Here is a 20,298-nt window from a genome sequence, read left to right on the forward strand (position 1 = left end):
GCTTGGCGCGGCCGCGGACGGGGCCGTCCCGCCCCTGGCGTTTAGTTGTTCTACAGCGGAACGAAGTACGGTTAAGACGTGTGGAAAACAGCCCTCAAACCCCGATGGATCGCAGGTTTCATCTTCGCGATCGTTATCTCCGGGGTGTTCGTGCTGCTCAGCCAGTGGCAGTTCGGCCGCTCCACCCAGCCGGAAGTACCGGTCAATCCGGCCACCGAGCAGGTGCAGCCCCTGACCGACACGCTTCAGCCGGGTGACTTCTTCCACGGTACCGACGCCGACCAAATGGTCAGTGCGCAGGGAACCTACGACCCGGGCAAACAGGTCCTGGTACCGGGCCGCCTGCACGGCGGCAAGACCGGCTACTGGGTGGTCTCCGCCTTCGCTGTTACCGGCGCCCCTGCCCTCAGCGGCGTTGCCGCCTCACCCCAGACGTGGATTCCGGTAGCGCGGGGATGGGTGGCAGACCCTGCAGATGCTCCAGCACCGCCGTCGGGCACAGTTGAACTCACCGGACGGCTGCTGCCCTCCGAAGCGCCATTGCCAGCAACCGCGCCCTCTCCCGGACAGGCCACAGCCGTTTCAGTGGCCGAACTGATCAACTACTGGGAAGTCAGCAGCTATCCCGGCTTTGTTGCTGCCACAGCAGAGATCGCCGACGGCACGGACGCCAGCCCCGCGGCAGTGCCCGGAGACCTCCTTCCCCTGCAGATCGGCCCGCAGCCGCCGGCCCAGCAGATCAACTGGCTCAACCTCTTTTACTCCCTTGAGTGGGTTGTCTTCGCCGGTTTCGCACTCTTTATCTGGTGGCGGCTGGTCAAGGACGACTACCACCGCGATCTTGAGGAAGGCCAGGATGACGATGATGCCGACACCCCGCTTCGCCCGCAACAGAACCAGCAACTTGATCAAAACCAGCAAAAGGTACAGCCATGATTGATCCGAAACCCGCCGCCCAGGCTGGAAGCACCAACACAGGCAGCAGCGCCGGCGGCAAGGTAACCGGCAAGAAACGCCGCTTCGGCGGCACCGAGGCGCAGATCCGGTCTGCCCTGAAGTTTTACAAGGTGCTGGCCTACCTCACGGGCGCGATGCTTCTGTTGCTCTGCGCCGAACTGATCGCCCGGTATGGATTCGGGCAGTACCTCTTCGCCGGCGGCACCAACGCCGTCACCGGCCAGCCGTTCGGGTTCGGTTTCGCGGATGCGGAACCGCCGGGCGTCCTCGGCGGCGTCAACCTGTCCGTCACGGTCCTCATTGTGCACGGCTGGATGTACGTGGTGTACCTGATTTCGAACTTCAGGCTCTGGTCCCTCATGCGCTGGCCGTTCCTCAAGCTGATCCTGCTGGCACTGGGCGGCGTCATCCCGTTCCTGTCCTTTATCGTGGAGAAGAAGTTCCACGCCGACGTCGAGGCTGAGCTGGCAGCCAACCCGCACGCCCCGCAGAGGTACTAGGCAGCGGCTGCGGCATGCAGGAGTTCGCTCCGTCACAGCGCAGCTTCTCAAGGTGCGCCGGTGCAACGGCGGCCAGTAGGCTAGTGCGGTGACTACTCCCACTGCATCCCAGACTTCCCAGAAGCCGGTGCTGGTTGTTGACTACGGTGCCCAGTACGCGCAGCTGATTGCCCGCCGCGTCCGGGAAGCAAATGTGTATTCGGAAGTGGTTCCGCATACCTACACAACCGAGCAGCTCCTGGCCAAGAACCCTGCCGCCATCATCCTTTCCGGCGGTCCCTCCAGCGTTTACGCTGACGGCGCCCCCAGCGTTGGTGCGGACCTGTTCGAAGCCGGCGTTCCCGTCTTTGGTATCTGCTACGGCTTCCAGGCCATGGCCAACGCCCTGGGCGGCAAGGTGGACAAGACCGGGCTGCGGGAGTACGGCTCCACCGAGACCACCATCCTCGGCGAGGGCCGTTCGGTCCTCGAGGGCATGCCCCAGCACCAGAACACATGGATGAGCCACGGCGACTCCGTCCACACGGCGCCGGACGGCTTCGAAGTCCTTGCCACGACCGCCGGCGCCGAAGTGGCTGCCTTCGCAAACGAGGAAAAGGGCCTGTTCGGCGTGCAGTGGCACCCCGAAGTCAAGCACTCCGCCTACGGCCAGCAGGTCCTGGAAAACTTCCTTTTCAAGGGCGCCCGGCTGGAACCGAACTGGACCACGGGCAATATCCTCGAGGAGCAGGTGGAGCGCATCCGCAAGCAGATCGGCGACGCCCGGGTCATCTGCGGCCTGTCCGGCGGCGTTGACTCCGCCGTCGCCGCTGCCCTCGTGCAGCGCGCCGTCGGCGACCAGCTCACCTGCGTCTTTGTGGACCACGGACTGCTGCGCGAAGGTGAGGCCGAGCAGGTGGAGCGCGACTTCGTAGCTGCCACCGGTGTGAAGCTCTACGTCGCCAACGAGCAGGAACGGTTCCTGTCCGCCCTGGCCGGCGTCAGCGATCCGGAAACCAAACGCAAGATCATTGGCCGCGAGTTCATCCGCGCCTTCGAAGAGGCGGAACTGGCCATCATTGCCGAGGCAGCCGCCCACGGCGAGAAGATCAAGTTCCTGGTCCAGGGCACGCTGTACCCGGACGTCGTCGAATCCGGCGGTGGTGAAGGTGCCGCGAACATCAAGAGCCACCACAACGTGGGCGGCCTGCCTGAGGACCTGCAGTTCGAGCTCGTGGAGCCGCTGCGGGCCCTCTTCAAGGATGAGGTGCGTGCGGTTGGCGCCCAGCTGGGACTGCCGCAGGAGATCGTCGGCCGCCAGCCCTTCCCCGGGCCGGGACTCGGAATCCGCATCGTGGGCGAGGTCACCAAGGAACGGCTGGACCTGCTGCGCAAGGCGGACGCCATTGCCCGTGCCGAGCTCACGGCTGCCGGCCTGGACAACGAGGTATGGCAGATGCCGGTGGTCCTGCTGGCCGACGTCCGCAGCGTCGGCGTCATGGGTGACGGCCGCACGTACGGCCACCCCATTGTCCTTCGTCCCGTTTCCTCCGAAGACGCCATGACTGCGGACTGGTCACGGCTGCCGTACGAGCTCCTCGCCCGGATCTCCAACCGCATCACCAACGAGGTGGAGGGTGTCAACCGGGTAGTGCTCGACGTCACCAGCAAGCCGCCGGGAACCATCGAGTGGGAATAGCATCATGAAGTGGCCGGCCTCCGACGAAGGAGGCCGGCCACTTCCGTTTCCGCCGCGAAAATCCCGCAATTTGGCTGCTCCAGTGTTGCGGTCTCTCAGTCCGGGCATGGAAGCGGCTACGCTCGAATCTATGCCGGTATGGTCCAGGGCGTCACGTGCAAACGCAGAAAAGAAGGCAGAAGTGTCAGTTGGTCAAGGCCACCCGGAAGGCTCCGAGGAGCTTCGCAAATGGCTCTCCGGGCTCAAGCCCGTCACCGGTGCGGATACGATGCTGCGCTTCACCAAGACCCCCGAGGGTTCCATCGACCTGACGCACGCCCACCCGTCCGGCCTCGCCCAGCTCATGGCCGGCCGGAAGACCCGGCTCTCCACGCTGATCCGGGAACGCCAGCAGTACGTCGTCGCAGCCAGGGCTTCACGCAACATCCGGTCCAAGATATTTGAGCTTGCCAACGACCGCGGAATTGATGCCGGCTATTTTTCTGCCGGCACGGTGGTATGGACTTCTGCCGTGGGCGGCAAGCCGCAGCGCATCTCGGCTCCGGTCATGCTCACGGCCATCTCCCTCACTGTCCGCCCGGGTGAGGATGACTACGAACTGCAGCTGACCGAGCAGGCACACATCAACCCGGCCCTGGTACGGCACCTGAAGAACACCCACGGGATCGTCTTCGACGTCAATGCCGTCACCCGGCTCGCCTACAGCACAGCCCGCTTCGATCCGCAGCCGGTCCTGGACAAGCTGGCAACGCTCATCCGGCCCATCCATGGCGCAGAGGCCCAGCACAACCTGCTCGTTTCCACCTTTGCCGACCTCTCCGGCAACCTGGACGACCCCTGGATCAACGACTCCAACCCCCTGGTGTCCGCGCTGGCCACCGCTGCCGGCGGTGAAGTGGTGGACTTCGATGAGCCGGACCCGTCCCGCTTTCCCTCGTTGGACAGCAGGCACCCCAGCGACGAGATGCTCCTGCTGGACGCGGATACCGATCAGCAGTACGTGATCGACGCAGCCCGTGCCGGGGATTCCCTGGTAGTCAGCAGCCCTCCGGGTACCGGCCAGACCCAGACGGCCATCAACACCATCGGGGCGCTGGTGGATGCCGGAAAGACGGTCCTGGTAGTAGGGGAGCGCCGTGCCAGCCTCAATGAGATCTCCGGCCAGCTCGAAGGCCTGGGCCTTGACTCCATCCTGTTCCAGCTGTCCGGGAACGTTACCCCGCAGCAGCTCAAGGGCCAGCTGGTCAGGGCGATCGTCCGGAACGAAAAGTCCCTGGAACCCCAGCTCGGAAACCTGCACGACACCCTGACGGAGCACCGGCACGCGCTCATGGACCATGTGGCATCACTGCACAACGTCCGCCAGCGCTGGGGCTGTTCGCCGTATGAAGCCATGCAGTCGCTCGCTGAGCTTACGTCGATCCACCCTGCCCCCGCCACCACCGTACGGCTCAAGCGCAGTGTCCTGGACAACATCAGGGACCGGGAGGAGCTTGCCGGCAGGCTCCGGCGTGCCGCTGAGCTGGGCAGCTTCAGCAAGGCGTCCACCACCAGCCCCTGGCACGGCGCGCGCCTCCTGACCCGCAAGGAGACGGAGGAAGCCCAGGACCTGGTCCGGTCCGTGGAGAAAAGCCTCCCTGACCTGCGCGAACGCATGAACGCAGTGGCGGAGCATGCGGAAATCCGGCTTGGGGCCACCTTCGCCGAGTGGGGCCAACAGCTCGAACTCCTCGTAGCCGTCCGCGGAAGTTTGGACAAGTTCACCCCGGACATCTTTGACCGGCCGGTCACTGACCTTATTTCTGCCACGGCACCGTCAGCCTGGCGCCGCGAGCGGGGCATCGAAATGACGGCCATGCAGCGGTCGCGGCTGCGCAGGGTGGCCAAGGAGTACGTCCGGCCCGGCGTGCACATCGCCGATCTCCACAGTTCGCTGGTCCTGGTGCAGGAACAGCGTGTCCTCTGGGCCGGCTATGCCACCACCCAGCGCCACCCGGCTGTGCCGTCCGGCCTTGCCGAGATCAACGTGATGTACCGTGCCCTGGAGCGTGAACTCACCCAGCTGGGCGAGGCGCTCAGGCACACGGAGGCGGGCGGCGCGCTGTCCACGGTCCGCTACGAAGAGCTGATGGAACGCCTGGAACGGCTGGTCGCTGACGCAGAGACCCTCAAGACGCTGCCGGAGCGCACCCTGCTGGTGGAGAACATGCGCGAGCACGGGCTGGGGGAGCTCCTGGCGGACCTGGCGGAACGCGAAGTTCCAGCAGGATCAGTCGCATCGGAACTTGACCTCGCCTGGTGGCAGTCGGCGCTCGAAGCGATGATCAGCGGGGACGACTACCTCGCGATGTCCGACGGCGACGCCCTGCGGCAGCTGGAGGCCGAGTACAGGCTGGCGGACAACGCGCATATTGCCAGCGGCGCAGCGCGGCTCCGCTGGGACCTGGCCGAAAGGTGGCGGGCCGGCATCGCCGCCCACCCCCGGCAGGCAGACCTGCTGCGCAGCCTGCTTAAGGATGGCCGGGTGTCGCTGCCCGCGCTGACGGCGCAGGCCCCGGACCTGATCGGCACCCTCGTTCCCGTCTGGTCCGTCAGCCCCTACCTGATGACCGGCCTCCTTCCCGCCGAACAGCACTTCGACGCGGTAGTCATCCTCGACTCAGAAGCCACGTCCCTCCAGGCCGTGCTGCCGTCCATTGCCCGCGCGCGCCAGGTCATTGCCTTCGGTGACGCCAAGATCGCGAGCCCGCGGACCTTCACTGTGGGCGTGGAGCGGCTGGCAGCAGGGGAGACGGCGCACCAGCGCGTGGAGAGTGCCTTCAGGGCGCTCTCGGAAGTGCTGCCGGTGTGGCGGCTCAACTTCGTCTACCGCGCGGTGGACGAGGACCTCGTCCTTCAGCTCAGCAAGAACTTTTACGACGGCGCCCTTCGCCGCCTTCCGGAGGGCCAGTCAGCTACCGGCCTGGACCGGTCACTGCTGGTGGAGTACCTGCCGGACGGCACCGGCCTGCCGAGCGCGGACCACGAGGGCGTCGAGTCCGTAGTGGCCGAGGTCAACCGTGTGGTGCAGCTGGTCTTCGAACACGCCCGCACGCGGCCGCGCACGTCCCTTGCAGTGGTCACAGCCAGCCTTCGCCATGCTGCCCGGATCGGGGAGTCCATCCGGCTTCAGCTGCCCAACCATCCGGGCCTTGCGAGCTTCTTTGGTGCCGGACCCGAATCCTTCCGCGTGGTTGACCTGGAACGCGCCCAGGGCCTGGTCCGGGACCATGTCATTTTCTCGCCCGGCTTCGGACGGACCCCGCACGGCCGCGCCCTGCACAACTTCGGTCCGCTTTCGGCTGAAGGCGGCCGGGAGAAATTCGCCCTGGCGATGACACGGGCCCGCCGGTCCATACACGTCCTGACGTGCTTCCGGCCGGAGGACCTGGACCATACCCGGCTGACACACGGCGCGGTGGACCTGTACTCCCTGCTGGACCGCGAGATCTCGGGGAACACGGATCTGGGAACCCCTGCTTCCCGTGCGGCGGCCAGCGAACAGGCACTTGGCGCGGATCCCCTGGTCGCTGACCTGGGGGACCGGCTGCGGGCACGTGGTGCGCGGGTCTGGCACCAGTATGACGGCGCCATCGACGTTGTGGCGGCAGCGGATCCATTGAGCACCATGGGCCGGGACGAGACCGACTTGCCGTGGCCGGTTGCCATCGAGTCCGACGGTACCGAGCAGTACCGCACCATGAGCGTGCGCGAACGGAGCCGGCTGCGGCCGCAACTCCTGGAGCGGCTGGGATGGCGGTACATGCCGCTGTGGACCATCGAGGTTTTCACTGATCCGTCAGCCTGTGCCGACCGGATTGCCGGCTACCTGGGACTTGAGCGGGTGGTGCTTCCCGGGCGGACGGCACCCTCAACAGGATTCCTTGACGACGATGTGGACCAGGCGCTGAATGGTATCGATGCCGGGGAACAGGCACGACCCCGGCCGCAGGACAAAGAATTGGACAGCAAGGAGGCGGTCTCCGTGGCCCCTGAAGAGAACAACAACGCAGCTGGGGACGCGCAGTCCGTCCCCGTTGACCCGGCTCCGGAAGAGGAACAGGATCAAGAGCAGGGCAAGGACCAGGTGCAGGGCGCGACGCAAGGCATTCTGCCGACGAAAGCCTCGGAAGATGACCCGAGGCGCTGGGGCGATGCCGACGACGATCACGATGCCTGGCTGAAGGAACAGAAGCCGCCGCACTGGGGCTGATGGACCGGGGCCGGCCACGCCTCCGCGGTGGCTAGGGCCCAACGAGGACGAAAAACAGCTTGCCCTGGGTGGAAGCGCCGGCCAGCCGTGCAGCCTGCTCGCCGCTGGCGGCCACCACGATGAGCCCGTCCGTCTCCGCCGTGCCCAGCCACTGCCCGCTCCCGCCGCCCTTGCCGGAGGTCCACAACACCGGCACAGCCGTAGCCAGGACTTCGGACGGTGCCTGCTGGTCGAAGCCGTTGCCCGCCGTCAGCACCACGTTCACCAGCTGGCCCGGCGACACGAGCTGGATGGACGACGGATCAGCCATGCGCAGCGGAACTGCTGCTGAGCCCGGCGGCGTGCCTGCCAAAAGCCCGGGACCCAGCAGCTGGGCGTCCGTCAGCAGCTGTCCTTTGCGCAGCGGAGCCGCCAGCTGCTTACCGGCCAACCCGCTCTCGTTGTCCAGGAAACCTGCGGCCATCATGGCCGGCGGCACCTGAACCCTTGCTAGATCTGCCGGTGCCATTGTTGAACCGGCGGGAAGATCCCTGGCAGCGGCCAGGGCAGTGACAGTGTGGACGGGCGCGGGGGTGAGCTGGTGGACGGTGATGGAAGCCGCTCCACACAGCAGCAACGCCGCAGCAAGCCGCCGGTTCCGGCTCAGCCACTTGCCGAACCAGGCCGCGCCCGACCTGCGGCCGGAGCTGACAGGACGCCGAGGGGTGCGCGGATGACGTGAGGCAGCGCGGCCGGGGCCAAGAAGGTTAAGAGGCATGCGCCTACGCTACGGCTGCGGGAATGACCGCAACAGGAGCGCGGCGCGCTATGTGGACAAGCCGGTCCGGCCGGCGTCGAATGGCCTCGCCTAGCTGGCTGCGGCCGCCGGAGCGGACGCGGCAGGCGCCGCAGCGGGAGCGGGCGTTGCAGCCGCGGGGGCCGGCGAGACCGTGCTTCCCTTCGAGTCCCGGGAATCAGTGCGGTAGAAGCCGGAGCCCTTGAACACAACACCCACGCTGTTGAACTTCTTGCGCAGCGTCCCCTGGCATTCGGGGCACGAGGTCAGCGTGCTGTCCGAAAACGACTGGACGATATCGAAGGCATGGCCGCAATCCTTGCAGGCGTACGCATACGTTGGCACTGGTGCTCCTCCTCTTGGGCAAACGAGAGGTCCCGTGCTGCGCGGTCATACCGTTAGCAGTCGCAGGGCCTGAGTGCTAATTCTATCATCTCCGCAACAACGCGCTGCGGGACCTAGTGGTGCCCGTTGAGCTGCCGGAACCCGGAAGGTGCCAGGACGGCAGGGACGGGGCGGTCGAACTCCTCCTCCGGGATTTCACCGACGGGGAGCAATTCTTCGTCATAGATAACGGCCGCGAGCGGAATATCCTTCCCCGCTGTTGCCAGATGCCCCAGAAACTTGTCGTAGTACCCCCCGCCTTGCCCAACCCGGTTGCCGGCAAGGTCGACGGCGGTGGCCGGGATGAAAAGGGCGGCGGCGGTTCCTGCCACATCGGGTCCGTGCCGGTCGCCGATCGGTTCCAGGATGGGCGCGTACCGGCTTTGCTCAAAACCGGCGTCCGGGTTCCAGAAGACCCACGCCAGTTCCCGCCCGGGTTCGCACACCGGGAGCAGGACCCGGTGGCCGTTGGTGTGGAGTGCGTCGATCAACGGAAGGGTGGGCGGTTCCACGCCGACCCCAAAGTAAACGCAGAACGTGGCAGGAGCTCCACCGGCCAGTGAGGCGGCCCAATCCACGCCATGGCGGGCGATTCCTGTCCCTGCGGCTTCCAATTGCTGCGGGGTCAAGGCTGCCCGCCGCAGACGGTGTGCGGTACGGATCCTGGTCTTGGTTGCCTTCGCATCCTCAAGCACGCTGTACTCCTCCATCGCTCGCCGTTCGGCGGTAGGTCTGTGCCGCAGGGGCTGCCCCCGGCCGTTCAATGATTACTGAATGCTTGACGCTGACGTTAGATTAGTCGGGTGACTACCAGTAACCCGAGAGTTCGCAAAGCCGTTATCCCCGCTGCCGGACTCGGCACCAGGTTCCTGCCTGCCACCAAGGCCATGCCCAAGGAAATGCTTCCGGTCGTGGACAAGCCTGCCATCCAGTACGTCGTTGAGGAAGCCGTGAACGTGGGCCTGAACGATGTCCTGATGATTACCGGGCGGAACAAGCGGGCCCTGGAAGACCACTTTGACAGGGTGCCGGCGCTCGAATCCACCCTGGAGGACAAGGGCGACACGGCGAAGCTTGCGTCCATCCAGGCCGCCAGCAACCTCGGCGACATCCACTACGTCCGCCAGGGCGACCCGAACGGCCTGGGCCATGCCGTGCTGCGTGCAAGGCAGCACGTGGGCAACGAAGCCTTCGCCGTCCTCCTGGGCGACGACCTCATCGACGCCCGCGACGAACTCCTCAGCACCATGATCGAGGTGCAGGCGAAAACGGGAGGGTCCGTCATCGCGCTCATCGAGGTGGACCCGTCCCAGATCAGCGCCTACGGCTGTGCCGATATTGCAGAGATCGACGGCGAGGGCTTTGTCCGCGTCAACCGCCTCGTGGAGAAACCCTCCGCCGAGGAAGCCCCTTCCAACCTTGCAGTCATTGGCCGCTACGTGCTGCACCCCGCCGTCTTTGACGTCCTCGAACGCACCGGACCTGGCCGTGGCGGCGAAATCCAGCTCACTGATGCCCTGCAGGAGCTCGCGTCCGGCGACGGCGAGGGGCAAGGCGTCTACGGCGTTGTCTTCCGGGGACGCCGCTACGATACGGGCGACAAGCTGAGCTACCTCAAGGCCTGCGTCCAGCTCGCCATCGACAGCGAAGACCTCGGTCCGGGCCTGCGGGAGTGGCTGCCGGGCTTCACCGCCGGCCTGTCCAAGTAGCACCGTGCGGCCCGGCCCCATCTGGCCCGTGACCCTGGAGTGCGGCGACCTGGTCCTGAGGCCCATCAGGTACCGCGACAAAAAGGAGTGGACGGAAGTCCGGGCCCGGAACAGTGAATGGCTGGCGCCATGGGAAGCTTCCAACCCGGACCCGGCCGGAGGCCTCCCTGATTACCGGCAAATGGTCCGTTCGCTGAACTCGCAGGCGGCCCAGTCGACGGCCCTTCCCTTTGTCATCACGGAGAGGGGTCCCGCCAGCAGGAACCCTGCGATCGTGGGTCAGTTGACTGTTTCCTCAATAGTCTGGGGATCGGCCATGATGGCGACACTCGGGTACTGGGTGGACCAGTCGCGGGCGGGGCGGGGGATAGCGCCCACTTCCGTGGCCCTGGTGACCGACCACTGCTTCCGCGCCCTGGGGCTGCACCGAATGGAAATCAACATCCGGCCGGAGAACGGTCCCAGCCTGCGGGTAGTTGAGAAGCTTGGTTTCCGGGATGAGGGTTACCGGCCGCGCTATTTGCACATCAACGGCCAGTGGGCGGACCACCGGTCTTTTGCCTTGACCTCAGAGGAAGTTCCGGAGGGATTGCTGCACCGCTGGCTTGCCTCCAGGCCGTCATAAATCCAATGATTTGTCGGCCGCTCCACGACACACCGCGGCCAATGCGGCTGCAGCTGACATGATGCTCATACGGTTTTGAGTGTGGACTTCCCCCTTAGCAGCTCAGTGATCCTTGTGGTTGCCGTTGTGCTCTGGATTGTATGGGTTGCCCCTTACGTCCTCCAGAACCGCCGGCACCAGTTCCAAACCGCCGGCGACTTCCTGGCAGATGCCCCCGCCGATGAAATACCGGACCCGCGAGCCGGGCTGGTTTTGAAGGTCGCCGCCCAGCAGGAGAAAGCCATGGACACCAGGAAGAGCACCGGATCCGCGACGCCCGGAGCCACAGCTGCGCCAACGCGCCAGTTCCGCTTCCGATACGGCCGCACCGCTCTTGCCCTGACAGGACTGGTTTCCTTGCTGACCGCGTTCATTTCTGCGGTACTGCTGGTGTTCGGACTTGGTGCTCCAGCTCTTCCTCTCGCCTGCGCGGCCCTGGCCGCGGCGTCCGTGGCCCTTCTTCGCTGGCTCGCTGTCCGGGACCGCAAGGCCAAAGTGGACGCTGCTTTCCGCTCCGCCATGAGCGCACCTGCGCCGGTGCCGGCTGCAGCACACGTCCCGCCGAAGCCGGAAGCTGCGCCGGTACGCACCGAAAGTCCGCTGTTCGACGCTGAGGCAGACAAGCCCAAGGCGAAGCCCCTGACAGCTGTGGAACTCCGTGAGGCGGCCCTTGCCGTTGCCGTGGCTGCCGGTGACACCAGTGCAGTGCAGGCTGCGCCGGCCAGCACCTGGGAGCCCGTGGAGGTACCCAAACCGGTTTACGTCGAGGCTGCCAAGGCTGAACGGCCCGCACCCGAGCCGCTTGAGTTGCCGGAGGCACCGAAGGCCACAGGGAAGCCCTCCCTGAAGCAGGGCTCCGCAGCCGCTCCTGCCGTCGCCGTCCCGGACGCCCAGCAGGTCAGTAAGGCCCAGAGCGCGCTCAGCAATCTCGACGACGTCCTCCAGCGCCGCCGCGCCTGACCATCTGGTTCCACGCCCATTGCCGCAGGGGCGCCGGTTGGCGTTGGGCCGGGAAAATTTGTAGCCTAGGTTCACCGGTGCCGCACCTGAAGAAAAGCGGCTGGTTCCCGGGGTTATAGCTCAGTTGGTAGAGCGCTTCGTTCGCATCGAAGAGGTCAGGGGTTCGAATCCCCTTAGCTCCACAAAGTTTCCGCCGGGCGCGTGCCCTGCTGCCTTCCCCTACAGCCAGCCCTTCTTCTTGAAGATGGCGTACATTACGGCGGCCGTCGCTGCCATCAGGCCGATTGCCATTGGGTAGCCCAGTTGCCAGTGAAGTTCGGGCATGTGGTCGAAGTTCATGCCGTAGACGCCGGCCACAAAGGACGGAGCGAAGAAGATCGCCGCCCAGGACGAGATCTTCTTGACCTGTTCGTTCTGTTCGGCGCTTGCCTCGTTCTGACGGTTGGCGGTGAGGGTGCCGTCCAGGGTCAGGGCGTTCTGCAGCAGGTCACGGAAGGAGTCCGCCCTGGAGATCACCCGCTCCACGTGGTCCTCCACGTCGCGCAGGCTGTGCCGGAGGTTGCTTTCCACGCCGTACTTTTCGAACCCCCGCTCGAGCTGGTGCAGCATGTCCGGCAGGGGGTGGATGGCCCGCTGGAACTGGATCACCTCGCGGGCGAGTTCGTAGATGCGGCGCGATACGGTGGTGTCGCCGCTGAACAGCTGGTCTTCAATCTCGTCGATGTCATTTTCAAGCCCGGCCACCACCGGCCCGTAGTCATCCACTACCCGGTCCAGCAGGGCGTAGAGAACGGCCTCCGGCCCGTGCCGCAGGAGGTCCGGCCTGCTTTCCAGCCGCTGCCTGACCCGCGCCACGCCGGCCGTTTCAGCATGCCGCACTGTTACGACAAAGTTCTTACCCGTGAAGATATGGAGTTCACCGAACTCCACCGTCTCCGTCGCATCCAGGTACCGGGCAGGTCGAAGCACAGTGAACAAATTGTCTTCGTAGCGCTCGAGCTTGGGACGCTGGTGGGCGGAGATGGCGTCTTCCACAGCCAGCGCATGCAGTCCGAACTCAGCAGCCACCGCCGCCATTTCCTCGGCGGTGGGGCGGTAGAGGCCGATCCAGGCCATCCCGCCGTGGTGCGCGAGGGTCTCGAAGGTCTGCTCCAGGTTCTCGGGCTCAGCGTGGCGTATGCCGTCCACGTAAACGGCGTTATCGATGATGGTCATGGCCGGCTGTTCTCCGCCGCTGGGATGCCCGGCATCAGGACCCCGCCCCGATGATTGCTCCGGAGGCGATCATGGCCAGCGTGGCGATGAACGCTGGCAGTACGGCGGGCCAGTTGATCTGCGAAACGTTTGAGAGCCAATCCATTCTGAAAATCCTAGCTGTCCGCCCCTGGCCCGCCGGCCCTCGGGGGTTTTGCAGGGCTGTGTTGCCCGGCACCGGTGGCTTTGGTGCCCGCGGCTTTGGTAAGGCCACTGATCAGTGGCTCGGTCCGGTAGGGGATGTGCGTGTGCAGTGCCAGCACGGTTTCGGTACGGATGACGCCCTTGATCTTCAGGACCTGCCGCAGGGCCGCCTGGAGGTTGTGGGTATCCGTGGCCACTACCCGGCACCAGACGTCGCCCCGGCCGGAGATCTCGTGCACTTCCAGAACCTGCGGAATCAGCCGGAGTGCCCCCACCACTCCATCCAGCTCGCGGTGCGAAACTTCGATGGTCACGAACGCCACCACGTCGTAGCCCACCGCCTCAAGATCCACCTCGCGGCCCCCGGACCGCAGGACCCCGGCGCGGAGCAGCCGGCGTACGCGCGATTGCGCCGTGTTCCGGGCAACCCCGAGCGCATCGCTGAGCTCACCGATCTGGATCCTGGGGTCCCGGATGAGCTCCAGGAGAATCCGGAGATCCGTGGGGTCCAAACTATTCAAATGGTCACTCTCCATCACTGCGGCACCGGATACTTGATGATTCTGCTCAATTCTGGCATCACTTTTCGATCGGAAGCGCAGGGATGCTGCATTGTAGAGCCATCAGGTGTTCACCCGTGGCGGGCTCCCACAAGGACCACCTGCCACGGCAGCAGCAAAGGCGGCACAATGACGGTTTTCAGTGAACTACGCATGCGTCCGGTTCCAGCCACAACGGCAGGGTGGGATGCGTCGGTCACTGCCCGGCTGGTGCTCGCCGGTGCCGTCATTTTCACCCTCCTGGTGGGCGCCAACCTCGCCACGCCCCTGTACCCGCTGCTGCAGGCGGAACTTGGGCTGTCGCCGCTCGACGTCACTGCTGCCTTCACGAGTTATGTTCTGGCCCTGGTGGCCACGCTGATGCTGGCGGGGCACTGGTCGGACCACATCGGGCGCCGGGCTGCCCTCATCCTTGCCGTTATTGCCGGCCTGGCCGGCGGCTGGCTCTTTGCGGAGGCACAGAACCTGACCGGGCTGTGCGCCGGCCGGGCGCTGCAGGGTATCGCTGTTGCCCTCGCTACCGGCGCCAGTGCCGCTGCCCTGCGTGAACTGCTGCCCTCCCGCCCGGAGTGGGCCTCCCGCTTCACGCTGCTGGCCTCTGCGGGGGGAGTGGCTGCCGGTCCGGTCATCGGCGGGCTCCTGTCCCTGCTGCCCGGGGCCACGTCGGCTCCGTACTACGTCCACGCCGCAGTCCTGGCCGCCCTGCTGTTCCCGCTGTACCTCCTCCGGGCACGGCCTGCCATCCAGCCGCCGGCAGGCCCCAGACCGCTGCACCTGCTCGCGCCGCGGCGGCCTTCCGTCACGCGGGAGGCGAGGGGCGCATTCTGGCTTGCGGCCGCCGTCGGCTTCCTGAGCTTCGCGGTGTTCGGCTTCTGCCTCTCGCTGGCCCCCGGCTACTTTGCCCAAATCCTGGCCGTCGAGAGCCGCCCGCTAATCGGCGTGCTGGCCGGCCTGACTCTCGCGGCGTCAGCGCTGACCCAGCTGGTGACCCTGCGGGGCCGCTACGTTGTTCCAGGCGGGCTTGCCGTCCTGGGTGTCTCGGTTCTCCTGCTCGGCGGGGCGGGCGCCTGGAACAGCCCCGCGCTGCTGGTGGCGGCGAGCCTTACCGCCGGTGCCGGACAGGGCCTCGCCTTCCGCACCGTCTTGAATGACGTGGCCGCCCGGGTAGAGCCCGCCCGCCAGGCCCAGACCATCAGCACGGTGTACGTCATCACTTACCTGGGCAGCGCCGTCCCGGTCCTGGGGCTCGGCTGGGCCTCGGGCGTGTTCGGCCTGGCGGCTTCCGTCACCGGATTCGTAGTGCTGTGCGGCTCGGCAGCGCTCGCCATGGCTGCCGTCACGCTCGGCCAGGCAGTGCGCGCCCGGAACTAGCCGGCGGATCCCCGCTACTCCGGGAGCGGCCCGTGGTTGCCCTGGATGTGTTCGAACACCAGCGTGGTCTCCGTGTGGCCCACCACCGGATCGGTGGCGAGGTTATCAAGCACCCAGTCCCGCAGGTCCTCGGTGGTGGCGACGGCGATGTGCAGCAGGTAATCCACTGAGCCGGAGGTATGGAAGGTGGACAGGACTGCCGGCAAATGCGGGACGCGTGCGGTAAAACGGTCGATCTGGTCCCGGTCATGCGCACGCAGCCGGACCGCTACGAGGGCCTGCACCGACCTGCCAATGGAGGACAAATTGAGCTTTGCCTCGAACCCCTGGACGATGCCCCGCTCCGTCAGTGCACGGGTACGCATCAGCGCTGTGGACGGAGCAATGCCCACCAGTTCGGCAAGCTGCTTGTTGGAGATCCTCGCATCCTCCACCAGCGCAGCAAGGAGCCGTTCGTCGATGGCATCAAGAGGCTCCAGGTGCACTCCCGGCCTGACGTTCCTGGCATTCGTGCTCACGGCAGCTCCTCTAAAAGTTCCTGCGTTCATCCTAGACGCAGGCGGCCGCATTCAGGCTGTGCCCCCGGCCTGCCCGGGCTGGACAACGGCCTGGGCGCGCGGGTGGACGACGGCGACAGTCACCGCGGTGAGGCACGCGAGGATCATGACAGCGGCCGCCAGGGCGTTCCAGCCATGGGACTGGAAGAGCAGGCCCCCGGCCCAGCCGATAAGACTCGACCCCAGATAGTAGGCAAGGTTGTACAGCGAGGCCGCCTGTGCCCGTCCGGTGCTGGCGATGGCGCCCGTCCAGCCCGCGCCGATGCTGTGGGCGGCAAAGAAGCCGCCGGTGAAGACCACGAGCCCCGCGAGGATCAGTCCCAGCGACGGCGCCAGCGTGAGGGCGAGGCCCGCCGTCGAGAGGGCAAGACCGGCGAGCAGCACATTGCGGCGCCCAAAGCGCATAGTGAGCCCTGCTGCCCAGCGGGAGGTGACGGTCCCGGAAAGGTAGGCCAGGAAGATGAAGCTGATGATGGTGGTTGGCAGGCCGAAAGGCTCACCCGAGAGCCGGAACCCCAGGTAGTTGTACACAGCCACGAAGCCGCCCATCATCAGGAAAGCCTGGACGTAAAGGGCGGCCAGCCGGATGTTGCGCAGGTGCCCGCCGAGGGTCCGCGCAGCCCCGCGAAAGCCGGCAGCCCGGGAGGCAGTGAACCCCCGGGCCTGCGGCACCAGCAGCAGGAAGGCAACTGCAGCAAGCGTCGCCAGGACGGAGACAGCAAGGGCGGCGGCACGCCACCCCCATAACTCCCCGGCGGGTCCGGCCACCAGCCGGCCGGCCAGGCCGCCAAGCGTGGTGCCTGCAACGTAACTTCCCGCAGCTACGGCGGCGTGGGCCTTCGTGACCTCCTCGTTGAGGTAGGCGATGGCTATGGCGGGGATGCCGCCGAGCGCCATCCCTTCGAGGAGCCGCAGGCTCAAGAGCACGGTGAAGTTGGGGGACAGGGGAACCAGCAGTCCGAGCACGGTAGCCCCGGAGATTCCCCACGTCATGGCCTTGACCCTGCCGATCCGGTCCGCCAGGAAGGACCAGGGGATCACTGTTACCGCCAGCCCCACGGTTGCAAGGGAGATGGTAAGCGCGGCCTCTGCGGCAGTGATGTCCAGGTCCGCTGCGAGGATCGGCAGGACAGCCTGGGTGGAATACAGCTGGGCGAAAGTTGCCACCCCGGCGAAGGCAAGGCCCGCGATGATCCGGCCGTACGCCGTCGAGCCTTTGGCATGACCCTCCCACCCTGCCGGGGAGGTCGGGCGGCCTGGGTTCGGACGGCTATGGGGCATTCCGCAAGCGTAGAACGGCGGGAGGCGTGTCTCCAATGCATCTTTTATGCCAGACTCATATCAAATTCGGAACGATGGCCCGTTCGGGTCGGGAGCAGGAGGAGCCATGGAGCCCGACCATAAACAGCTGGTACAGCTCCTGCCGCTCCTGCCGCTGCTGGCCGAACTTGGCCGGACCGAGCATGTCACCGAAACGGCCGGACTCCTCGGGGTGCCCCAGTCCACGGTGAGCCGGGCACTGGCACGGGCCAGCGCCGTCGTCGGCACCGAACTGCTGATCCGGGACGGCAGGGGAGTGCGCCTCACCCCGGCGGCCCGGTCCCTGCTGCCCTACATTGAGCGGGCGCTGGGCGAGTTCCGGGCCGGGCTGGACGTGGTCCGCAACGAGTCCGATGTTGTCCGCGGCAGGATCTCCGTCTCTTTCCAGCACACCTTTGGTGAATCCACCCTCCCGCTCCTTATCAGCGCTTTCCGCAGCCGACACCCCGGCGCCGTCTTCACCCTCAGCCAGGGAGCGCGTGACTCCTGCCTGGCGGAACTGGCAGCCGGCGAGGCCGACCTTGCCCTGACGGCACCGGTTGCTGCGGCAGGACGGAACCTCTTGTCCGCCCTGCTGTACCGGGAGCCCCTGCGCCTGGTCGTCCACCACACCCACCCGCTTGCGGGACGCCCGGTTGCCTCTGTCGCAGACATCCGCGCCGACCCCTTTGTGGCGCTCGGTCCGGGCTACGGTATGCGCTCGCTGACTGATGCCTTGTTCCGGGAGGCCGGGTACCGGCCCCGCATTGCCTTCGAAAGCCAGGACTCCCACACCGTCCGGGGCCTCGTCTCCGCCGGACTGGGCGTCAGCATCCTGCCACCCGGAGGTGACGCTCCCGGCCGTAAAGTAAGGGCGGAAACGGGCAACCTTGGCTGGGTGGAGGTGCCCCTGGACTCTGAACTGGCCTTCCGCGACGTGGGCCTGAGCTGGCGGCAGCGAAAAGCGGAGGCGGAACCGGCCGCTGTCCGCTTGTTCCGGGGGCTGGTCCTCACGGAGGGGCCCGAACTCCTGTCCGGGCTGGTGTAGCGGCGGTCCCCTCCGGCACGCGCTGGAGGGACAGAGCGCGGACCTCCGCCGTCCATGTGCCCAGTACCCTTGTGACGTGACGAACATCCAAAACCCCGCCTCACGGCCTGCCGACCCGCTCTCACCTCCGCCCGGCGCACCGCACGGCGTGATCATCGGCCTAGATATCGGCGGAACCAAGACGCGCGGAATCCGCTTCGAGAACGGCGTTCCGGTCCTGGATGAATCCGTTGGCAGTTCCAACGTCCAGAACGTCACCCGTGAAGAGGCAGCCGGCAACCTTGCGGGTCTTTTCGGGCTGATCGGCGGCGAGGGTGTGTCCCACGTGTACGCCGGGTCCGGCGGCATTGATACGGAGGAAGACGCCGCGGCCCTCGCAGCGCTGATTGAACCGCACGTCCCGGGGGCGCAGATTACTGTGGTGCATGATTCGCGCCTGCTGCTCGCCGCCGGCCACGCCAGCACCGGTGTTGCTGTGATCGCGGGAACCGGCTCGGCGGCCTGGGGGAAAAATGCCGACGGCGGCGAGGCCCGGGCAGGCGGCTGGGGTTACCTTCTGGGCGATGAGGGCAGCGGCTACTGGCTGGGCCGCGAGGCCGTGCGCCACAGCCTGCGGCGGATGAACCAGGGCCTTCCGGTTGACCAGCTCACCGCCGCCCTCCTGCAGTCCTGCGGCGTGGACCATCCCAACAAGCTGATTGCGCTGTTCCACTCCCCGGACACCGGCCGCCGGTTCTGGGCGCAGCAGGCGAGGCACGTGGTGGACGCCGCGGCTGCCGGCCATGCCGCAAGCCAGGAACTGCTGGAGCAGTCAGGTAAGGACCTTGCTGCGCTGGCGGTGCAGGTGTTGCAGCAGCTGAGGATTTCCGGCCCGGTAATCCTGGGCAGCGGCCTGGGCATGAACGTGGTGCCCCTGCAGGAGGCATTCCGGCGGCATCTGGCGGAAGCCGGCGTGACGGATGTCCGGGTCCTGGACCAGGACCCGGTGTTCGGTGTCCTGCAGCTGCTGGCAGAACAGGCCTGAACCGCACGGAACGTCCCTAAGGCACGGCCCTTTTCCGTGGCGTGAGCCTCACGGCAGGCAGCGGAGGAGCGGGAATGCGGCCGGCCTCCGGGCCCGCGTCAGGACCGTGGCCGTGGACAAGGCCATAACGGGCTGCTGTCATCTCCCGGTCGGGCAGGTCGGCCTGGGCTTCCCACTGATTACGGGCCTGCTCCACCTCATCGTGCGTGCGCCCCACGAAGTTCCACCACATCAGCAGCTCCTCCTGGAACGGCTCGCCGCCAATCAGGAGGAAACGGGTATCTGGCAGCGCCTCGATCTTCAGTTCCGGCCGGCCGGTACCGAGGTAACCGAGCGGTCCCGGCGGAACTTCCTGCCCGTCCAGCGTCAGCCCGCCGTCGAGCACCAGGATGCCGTGCTCGAAGTGCTCATTGAGGGGGAGCGCCGCCCTTCCCCCGCACGAGACGTCCGCTCCCACAATCGGCGAGTACATGGTGGCCGGGGAGGCCACGCCGCCGAGTTCGCCCACCATGACGGTGGCGCTGAAGCCGTCGCCCTCGAGTTGGGGCAGGTCGCGGTGCTGTTCAAAAGCAGGCTGCCGGTGCCGTTGCCCGTCCGGAAGCGCTACCCACAGCTGCAGGCCGCGCTGCAGCGGCAGCCCGCCCTCCGGCGGAAGAACGGCAAATTCAGAATGGGAGACGCCGTGCCCCGCCGTCATGATGTTCAGTTCGCCCGGCCGCACCACCACGTCACTGCCCACGCTGTCCCGGTGCCTGATGGTCCCGGCCATCGGCCAGGTCACCGTCTGCAGCCCGATGTGCGGGTGCGGAAGAACGGACATGGCAGTTCTGTCGGGGCCGAAACTGTCCAGGAAGCACCAGGCACCGACAGTGGGAAGCCCGCGCTGGGGCAGCGTCCGCTGGACGTTCATCGCCCGAACTCCGCCCAGCGGTACTGCACGCTCGGGCCACAGCTGCAGGCACGGGCCGGAGCTTCCTTCGGGCTGCGCCGGCGGACAGACTTCCTGCTGGGGAGAAACTTCCAAGTTGGTCACCTCCCCACTTTAGGCCGGGCGGCTGCTCCGCGGTATGTCCCGTTCGCCCAGCTCCGGGCCAGGCACCCATCCGGCAGATGCCCGGCCCCGAATGATTACAGTAGGGATTCCTTTGCCCGGATTCGGGTG

At 66.5% G+C, this 20,298-nt stretch carries 18 protein-coding genes and 1 tRNA gene; 11 read left to right on the forward strand and 8 right to left on the reverse strand.

What is annotated here, in order from left to right:
* Positions 1-78: 78 nt before the first annotated feature.
* From AC5RVN_RS01305 to AC5RVN_RS01320, 4 genes are all read left to right on the forward strand, one after another.
* Positions 79-936 (forward strand): SURF1 family protein, encoded by an 858-nt coding sequence (locus AC5RVN_RS01305; RefSeq protein ID WP_494136840.1) that lies wholly within the window; start codon positions 79-81, stop codon positions 934-936.
* Positions 933-1,457 (forward strand): DUF3817 domain-containing protein, encoded by a 525-nt coding sequence (locus AC5RVN_RS01310; protein WP_494136841.1) that lies wholly within the window; start codon positions 933-935, stop codon positions 1,455-1,457. The genes AC5RVN_RS01305 and AC5RVN_RS01310 overlap by 4 nt, the downstream gene beginning before the upstream one ends.
* Before the next feature lie 88 nt (positions 1,458-1,545).
* Positions 1,546-3,135: a glutamine-hydrolyzing GMP synthase gene (gene guaA, locus AC5RVN_RS01315; protein ID WP_494041902.1), complete on the forward strand. Its 1,590-nt coding sequence runs from the start codon at positions 1,546-1,548 to the stop codon at positions 3,133-3,135.
* 130 nt (positions 3,136-3,265) lie between these two features.
* Positions 3,266-7,387, forward strand: coding sequence for an AAA family ATPase (locus AC5RVN_RS01320; protein ID WP_494136842.1), 4,122 nt, complete (start codon positions 3,266-3,268; stop codon positions 7,385-7,387).
* A 31-nt stretch (positions 7,388-7,418) separates the two neighbouring features.
* Here the strand turns inward: AC5RVN_RS01320 and cpaB are convergent, their stop codons facing one another.
* From cpaB to AC5RVN_RS01335, 3 genes are all read right to left on the reverse strand, one after another.
* Complete coding sequence (gene cpaB / locus AC5RVN_RS01325) at positions 7,419-8,144, reverse strand: Flp pilus assembly protein CpaB (protein WP_494136843.1); 726 nt, start codon at positions 8,142-8,144, stop codon at positions 7,419-7,421.
* A 90-nt stretch (positions 8,145-8,234) separates the two neighbouring features.
* Complete coding sequence (locus AC5RVN_RS01330; RefSeq protein WP_494041899.1) at positions 8,235-8,507, reverse strand: FmdB family zinc ribbon protein; 273 nt, start codon at positions 8,505-8,507, stop codon at positions 8,235-8,237.
* Positions 8,508-8,620: 113 nt separating this feature from the next.
* Positions 8,621-9,241 (reverse strand): 5-formyltetrahydrofolate cyclo-ligase, encoded by a 621-nt coding sequence (locus AC5RVN_RS01335; RefSeq protein ID WP_494105480.1) that lies wholly within the window; start codon positions 9,239-9,241, stop codon positions 8,621-8,623.
* Between the two features lie 108 nt (positions 9,242-9,349).
* Between AC5RVN_RS01335 and galU the strand changes: the two genes are divergently transcribed.
* From galU to AC5RVN_RS01355, 4 genes are all read left to right on the forward strand, one after another.
* Complete coding sequence (gene galU, locus AC5RVN_RS01340) at positions 9,350-10,255, forward strand: UTP--glucose-1-phosphate uridylyltransferase GalU (RefSeq protein ID WP_494105479.1); 906 nt, start codon at positions 9,350-9,352, stop codon at positions 10,253-10,255.
* A 4-nt stretch (positions 10,256-10,259) separates the two neighbouring features.
* Complete coding sequence (locus AC5RVN_RS01345; protein WP_494041896.1) at positions 10,260-10,880, forward strand: GNAT family N-acetyltransferase; 621 nt, start codon at positions 10,260-10,262, stop codon at positions 10,878-10,880.
* Positions 10,881-10,961: 81 nt separating this feature from the next.
* Entirely contained in the window at positions 10,962-11,879 is a 918-nt protein-coding gene (locus AC5RVN_RS01350; RefSeq protein WP_494105477.1) for a hypothetical protein, read from the forward strand.
* Positions 11,880-11,988: 109 nt separating this feature from the next.
* Positions 11,989-12,061: transfer RNA gene (locus AC5RVN_RS01355), tRNA-Ala, on the forward strand.
* A gap of 37 nt (positions 12,062-12,098) precedes the next feature.
* On the opposite strand, the gene corA is transcribed toward AC5RVN_RS01355, so the two are convergent.
* Positions 12,099-13,094 carry a magnesium/cobalt transporter CorA gene (gene corA, locus AC5RVN_RS01360; RefSeq protein WP_494041894.1) on the reverse strand — a complete coding sequence of 332 codons (996 nt, stop codon included), beginning with the start codon at positions 13,092-13,094 and terminating at the stop codon, positions 12,099-12,101.
* 155 nt (positions 13,095-13,249) lie between these two features.
* Positions 13,250-13,798 carry an Lrp/AsnC family transcriptional regulator gene (locus AC5RVN_RS01365; protein WP_494136844.1) on the reverse strand — a complete coding sequence of 183 codons (549 nt, stop codon included), beginning with the start codon at positions 13,796-13,798 and terminating at the stop codon, positions 13,250-13,252.
* A gap of 168 nt (positions 13,799-13,966) precedes the next feature.
* Here AC5RVN_RS01365 and AC5RVN_RS01370 point away from each other — a divergent pair, with 168 nt between their 5' ends.
* The gene (locus tag AC5RVN_RS01370; RefSeq protein WP_494136845.1) at positions 13,967-15,208 is read left to right on the forward strand and encodes an MFS transporter; all 1,242 of its coding nucleotides are present in this window, start codon (positions 13,967-13,969) and stop codon (positions 15,206-15,208) included.
* Between the two features lie 14 nt (positions 15,209-15,222).
* On the opposite strand, the gene AC5RVN_RS01375 is transcribed toward AC5RVN_RS01370, so the two are convergent.
* Both AC5RVN_RS01375 and AC5RVN_RS01380 read right to left on the reverse strand, forming a co-directional pair.
* On the reverse strand, positions 15,223-15,726 hold the full coding sequence (locus tag AC5RVN_RS01375; RefSeq protein WP_307094416.1) for an Lrp/AsnC family transcriptional regulator: 504 nt from the start codon (positions 15,724-15,726) through the stop codon (positions 15,223-15,225).
* Between the two features lie 51 nt (positions 15,727-15,777).
* Positions 15,778-17,046, reverse strand: a complete 1,269-nt coding sequence (locus AC5RVN_RS01380; RefSeq protein ID WP_494105474.1) for an MFS transporter — start codon at positions 17,044-17,046, stop codon at positions 15,778-15,780.
* Between the two features lie 106 nt (positions 17,047-17,152).
* On the opposite strand from AC5RVN_RS01380, the gene AC5RVN_RS01385 reads away from it, so the two are divergent.
* Both AC5RVN_RS01385 and AC5RVN_RS01390 read left to right on the forward strand, forming a co-directional pair.
* Entirely contained in the window at positions 17,153-18,112 is a 960-nt protein-coding gene (locus AC5RVN_RS01385) for a LysR family transcriptional regulator (protein WP_494105473.1), read from the forward strand.
* Between the two features lie 76 nt (positions 18,113-18,188).
* The gene (locus AC5RVN_RS01390) at positions 18,189-19,136 is read left to right on the forward strand and encodes an N-acetylglucosamine kinase (RefSeq protein ID WP_494136846.1); all 948 of its coding nucleotides are present in this window, start codon (positions 18,189-18,191) and stop codon (positions 19,134-19,136) included.
* Positions 19,137-19,152: 16 nt separating this feature from the next.
* Here AC5RVN_RS01390 and AC5RVN_RS01395 read toward each other — a convergent pair whose 3' ends face one another.
* Positions 19,153-20,169 (reverse strand): pirin family protein, encoded by a 1,017-nt coding sequence (locus AC5RVN_RS01395; RefSeq protein WP_494136847.1) that lies wholly within the window; start codon positions 20,167-20,169, stop codon positions 19,153-19,155.
* Between the last annotated feature and the right edge of the window lie 129 nt (positions 20,170-20,298).

The sequence above is a fragment of the Arthrobacter sp. sptzw32 genome, assembly GCF_059089735.1.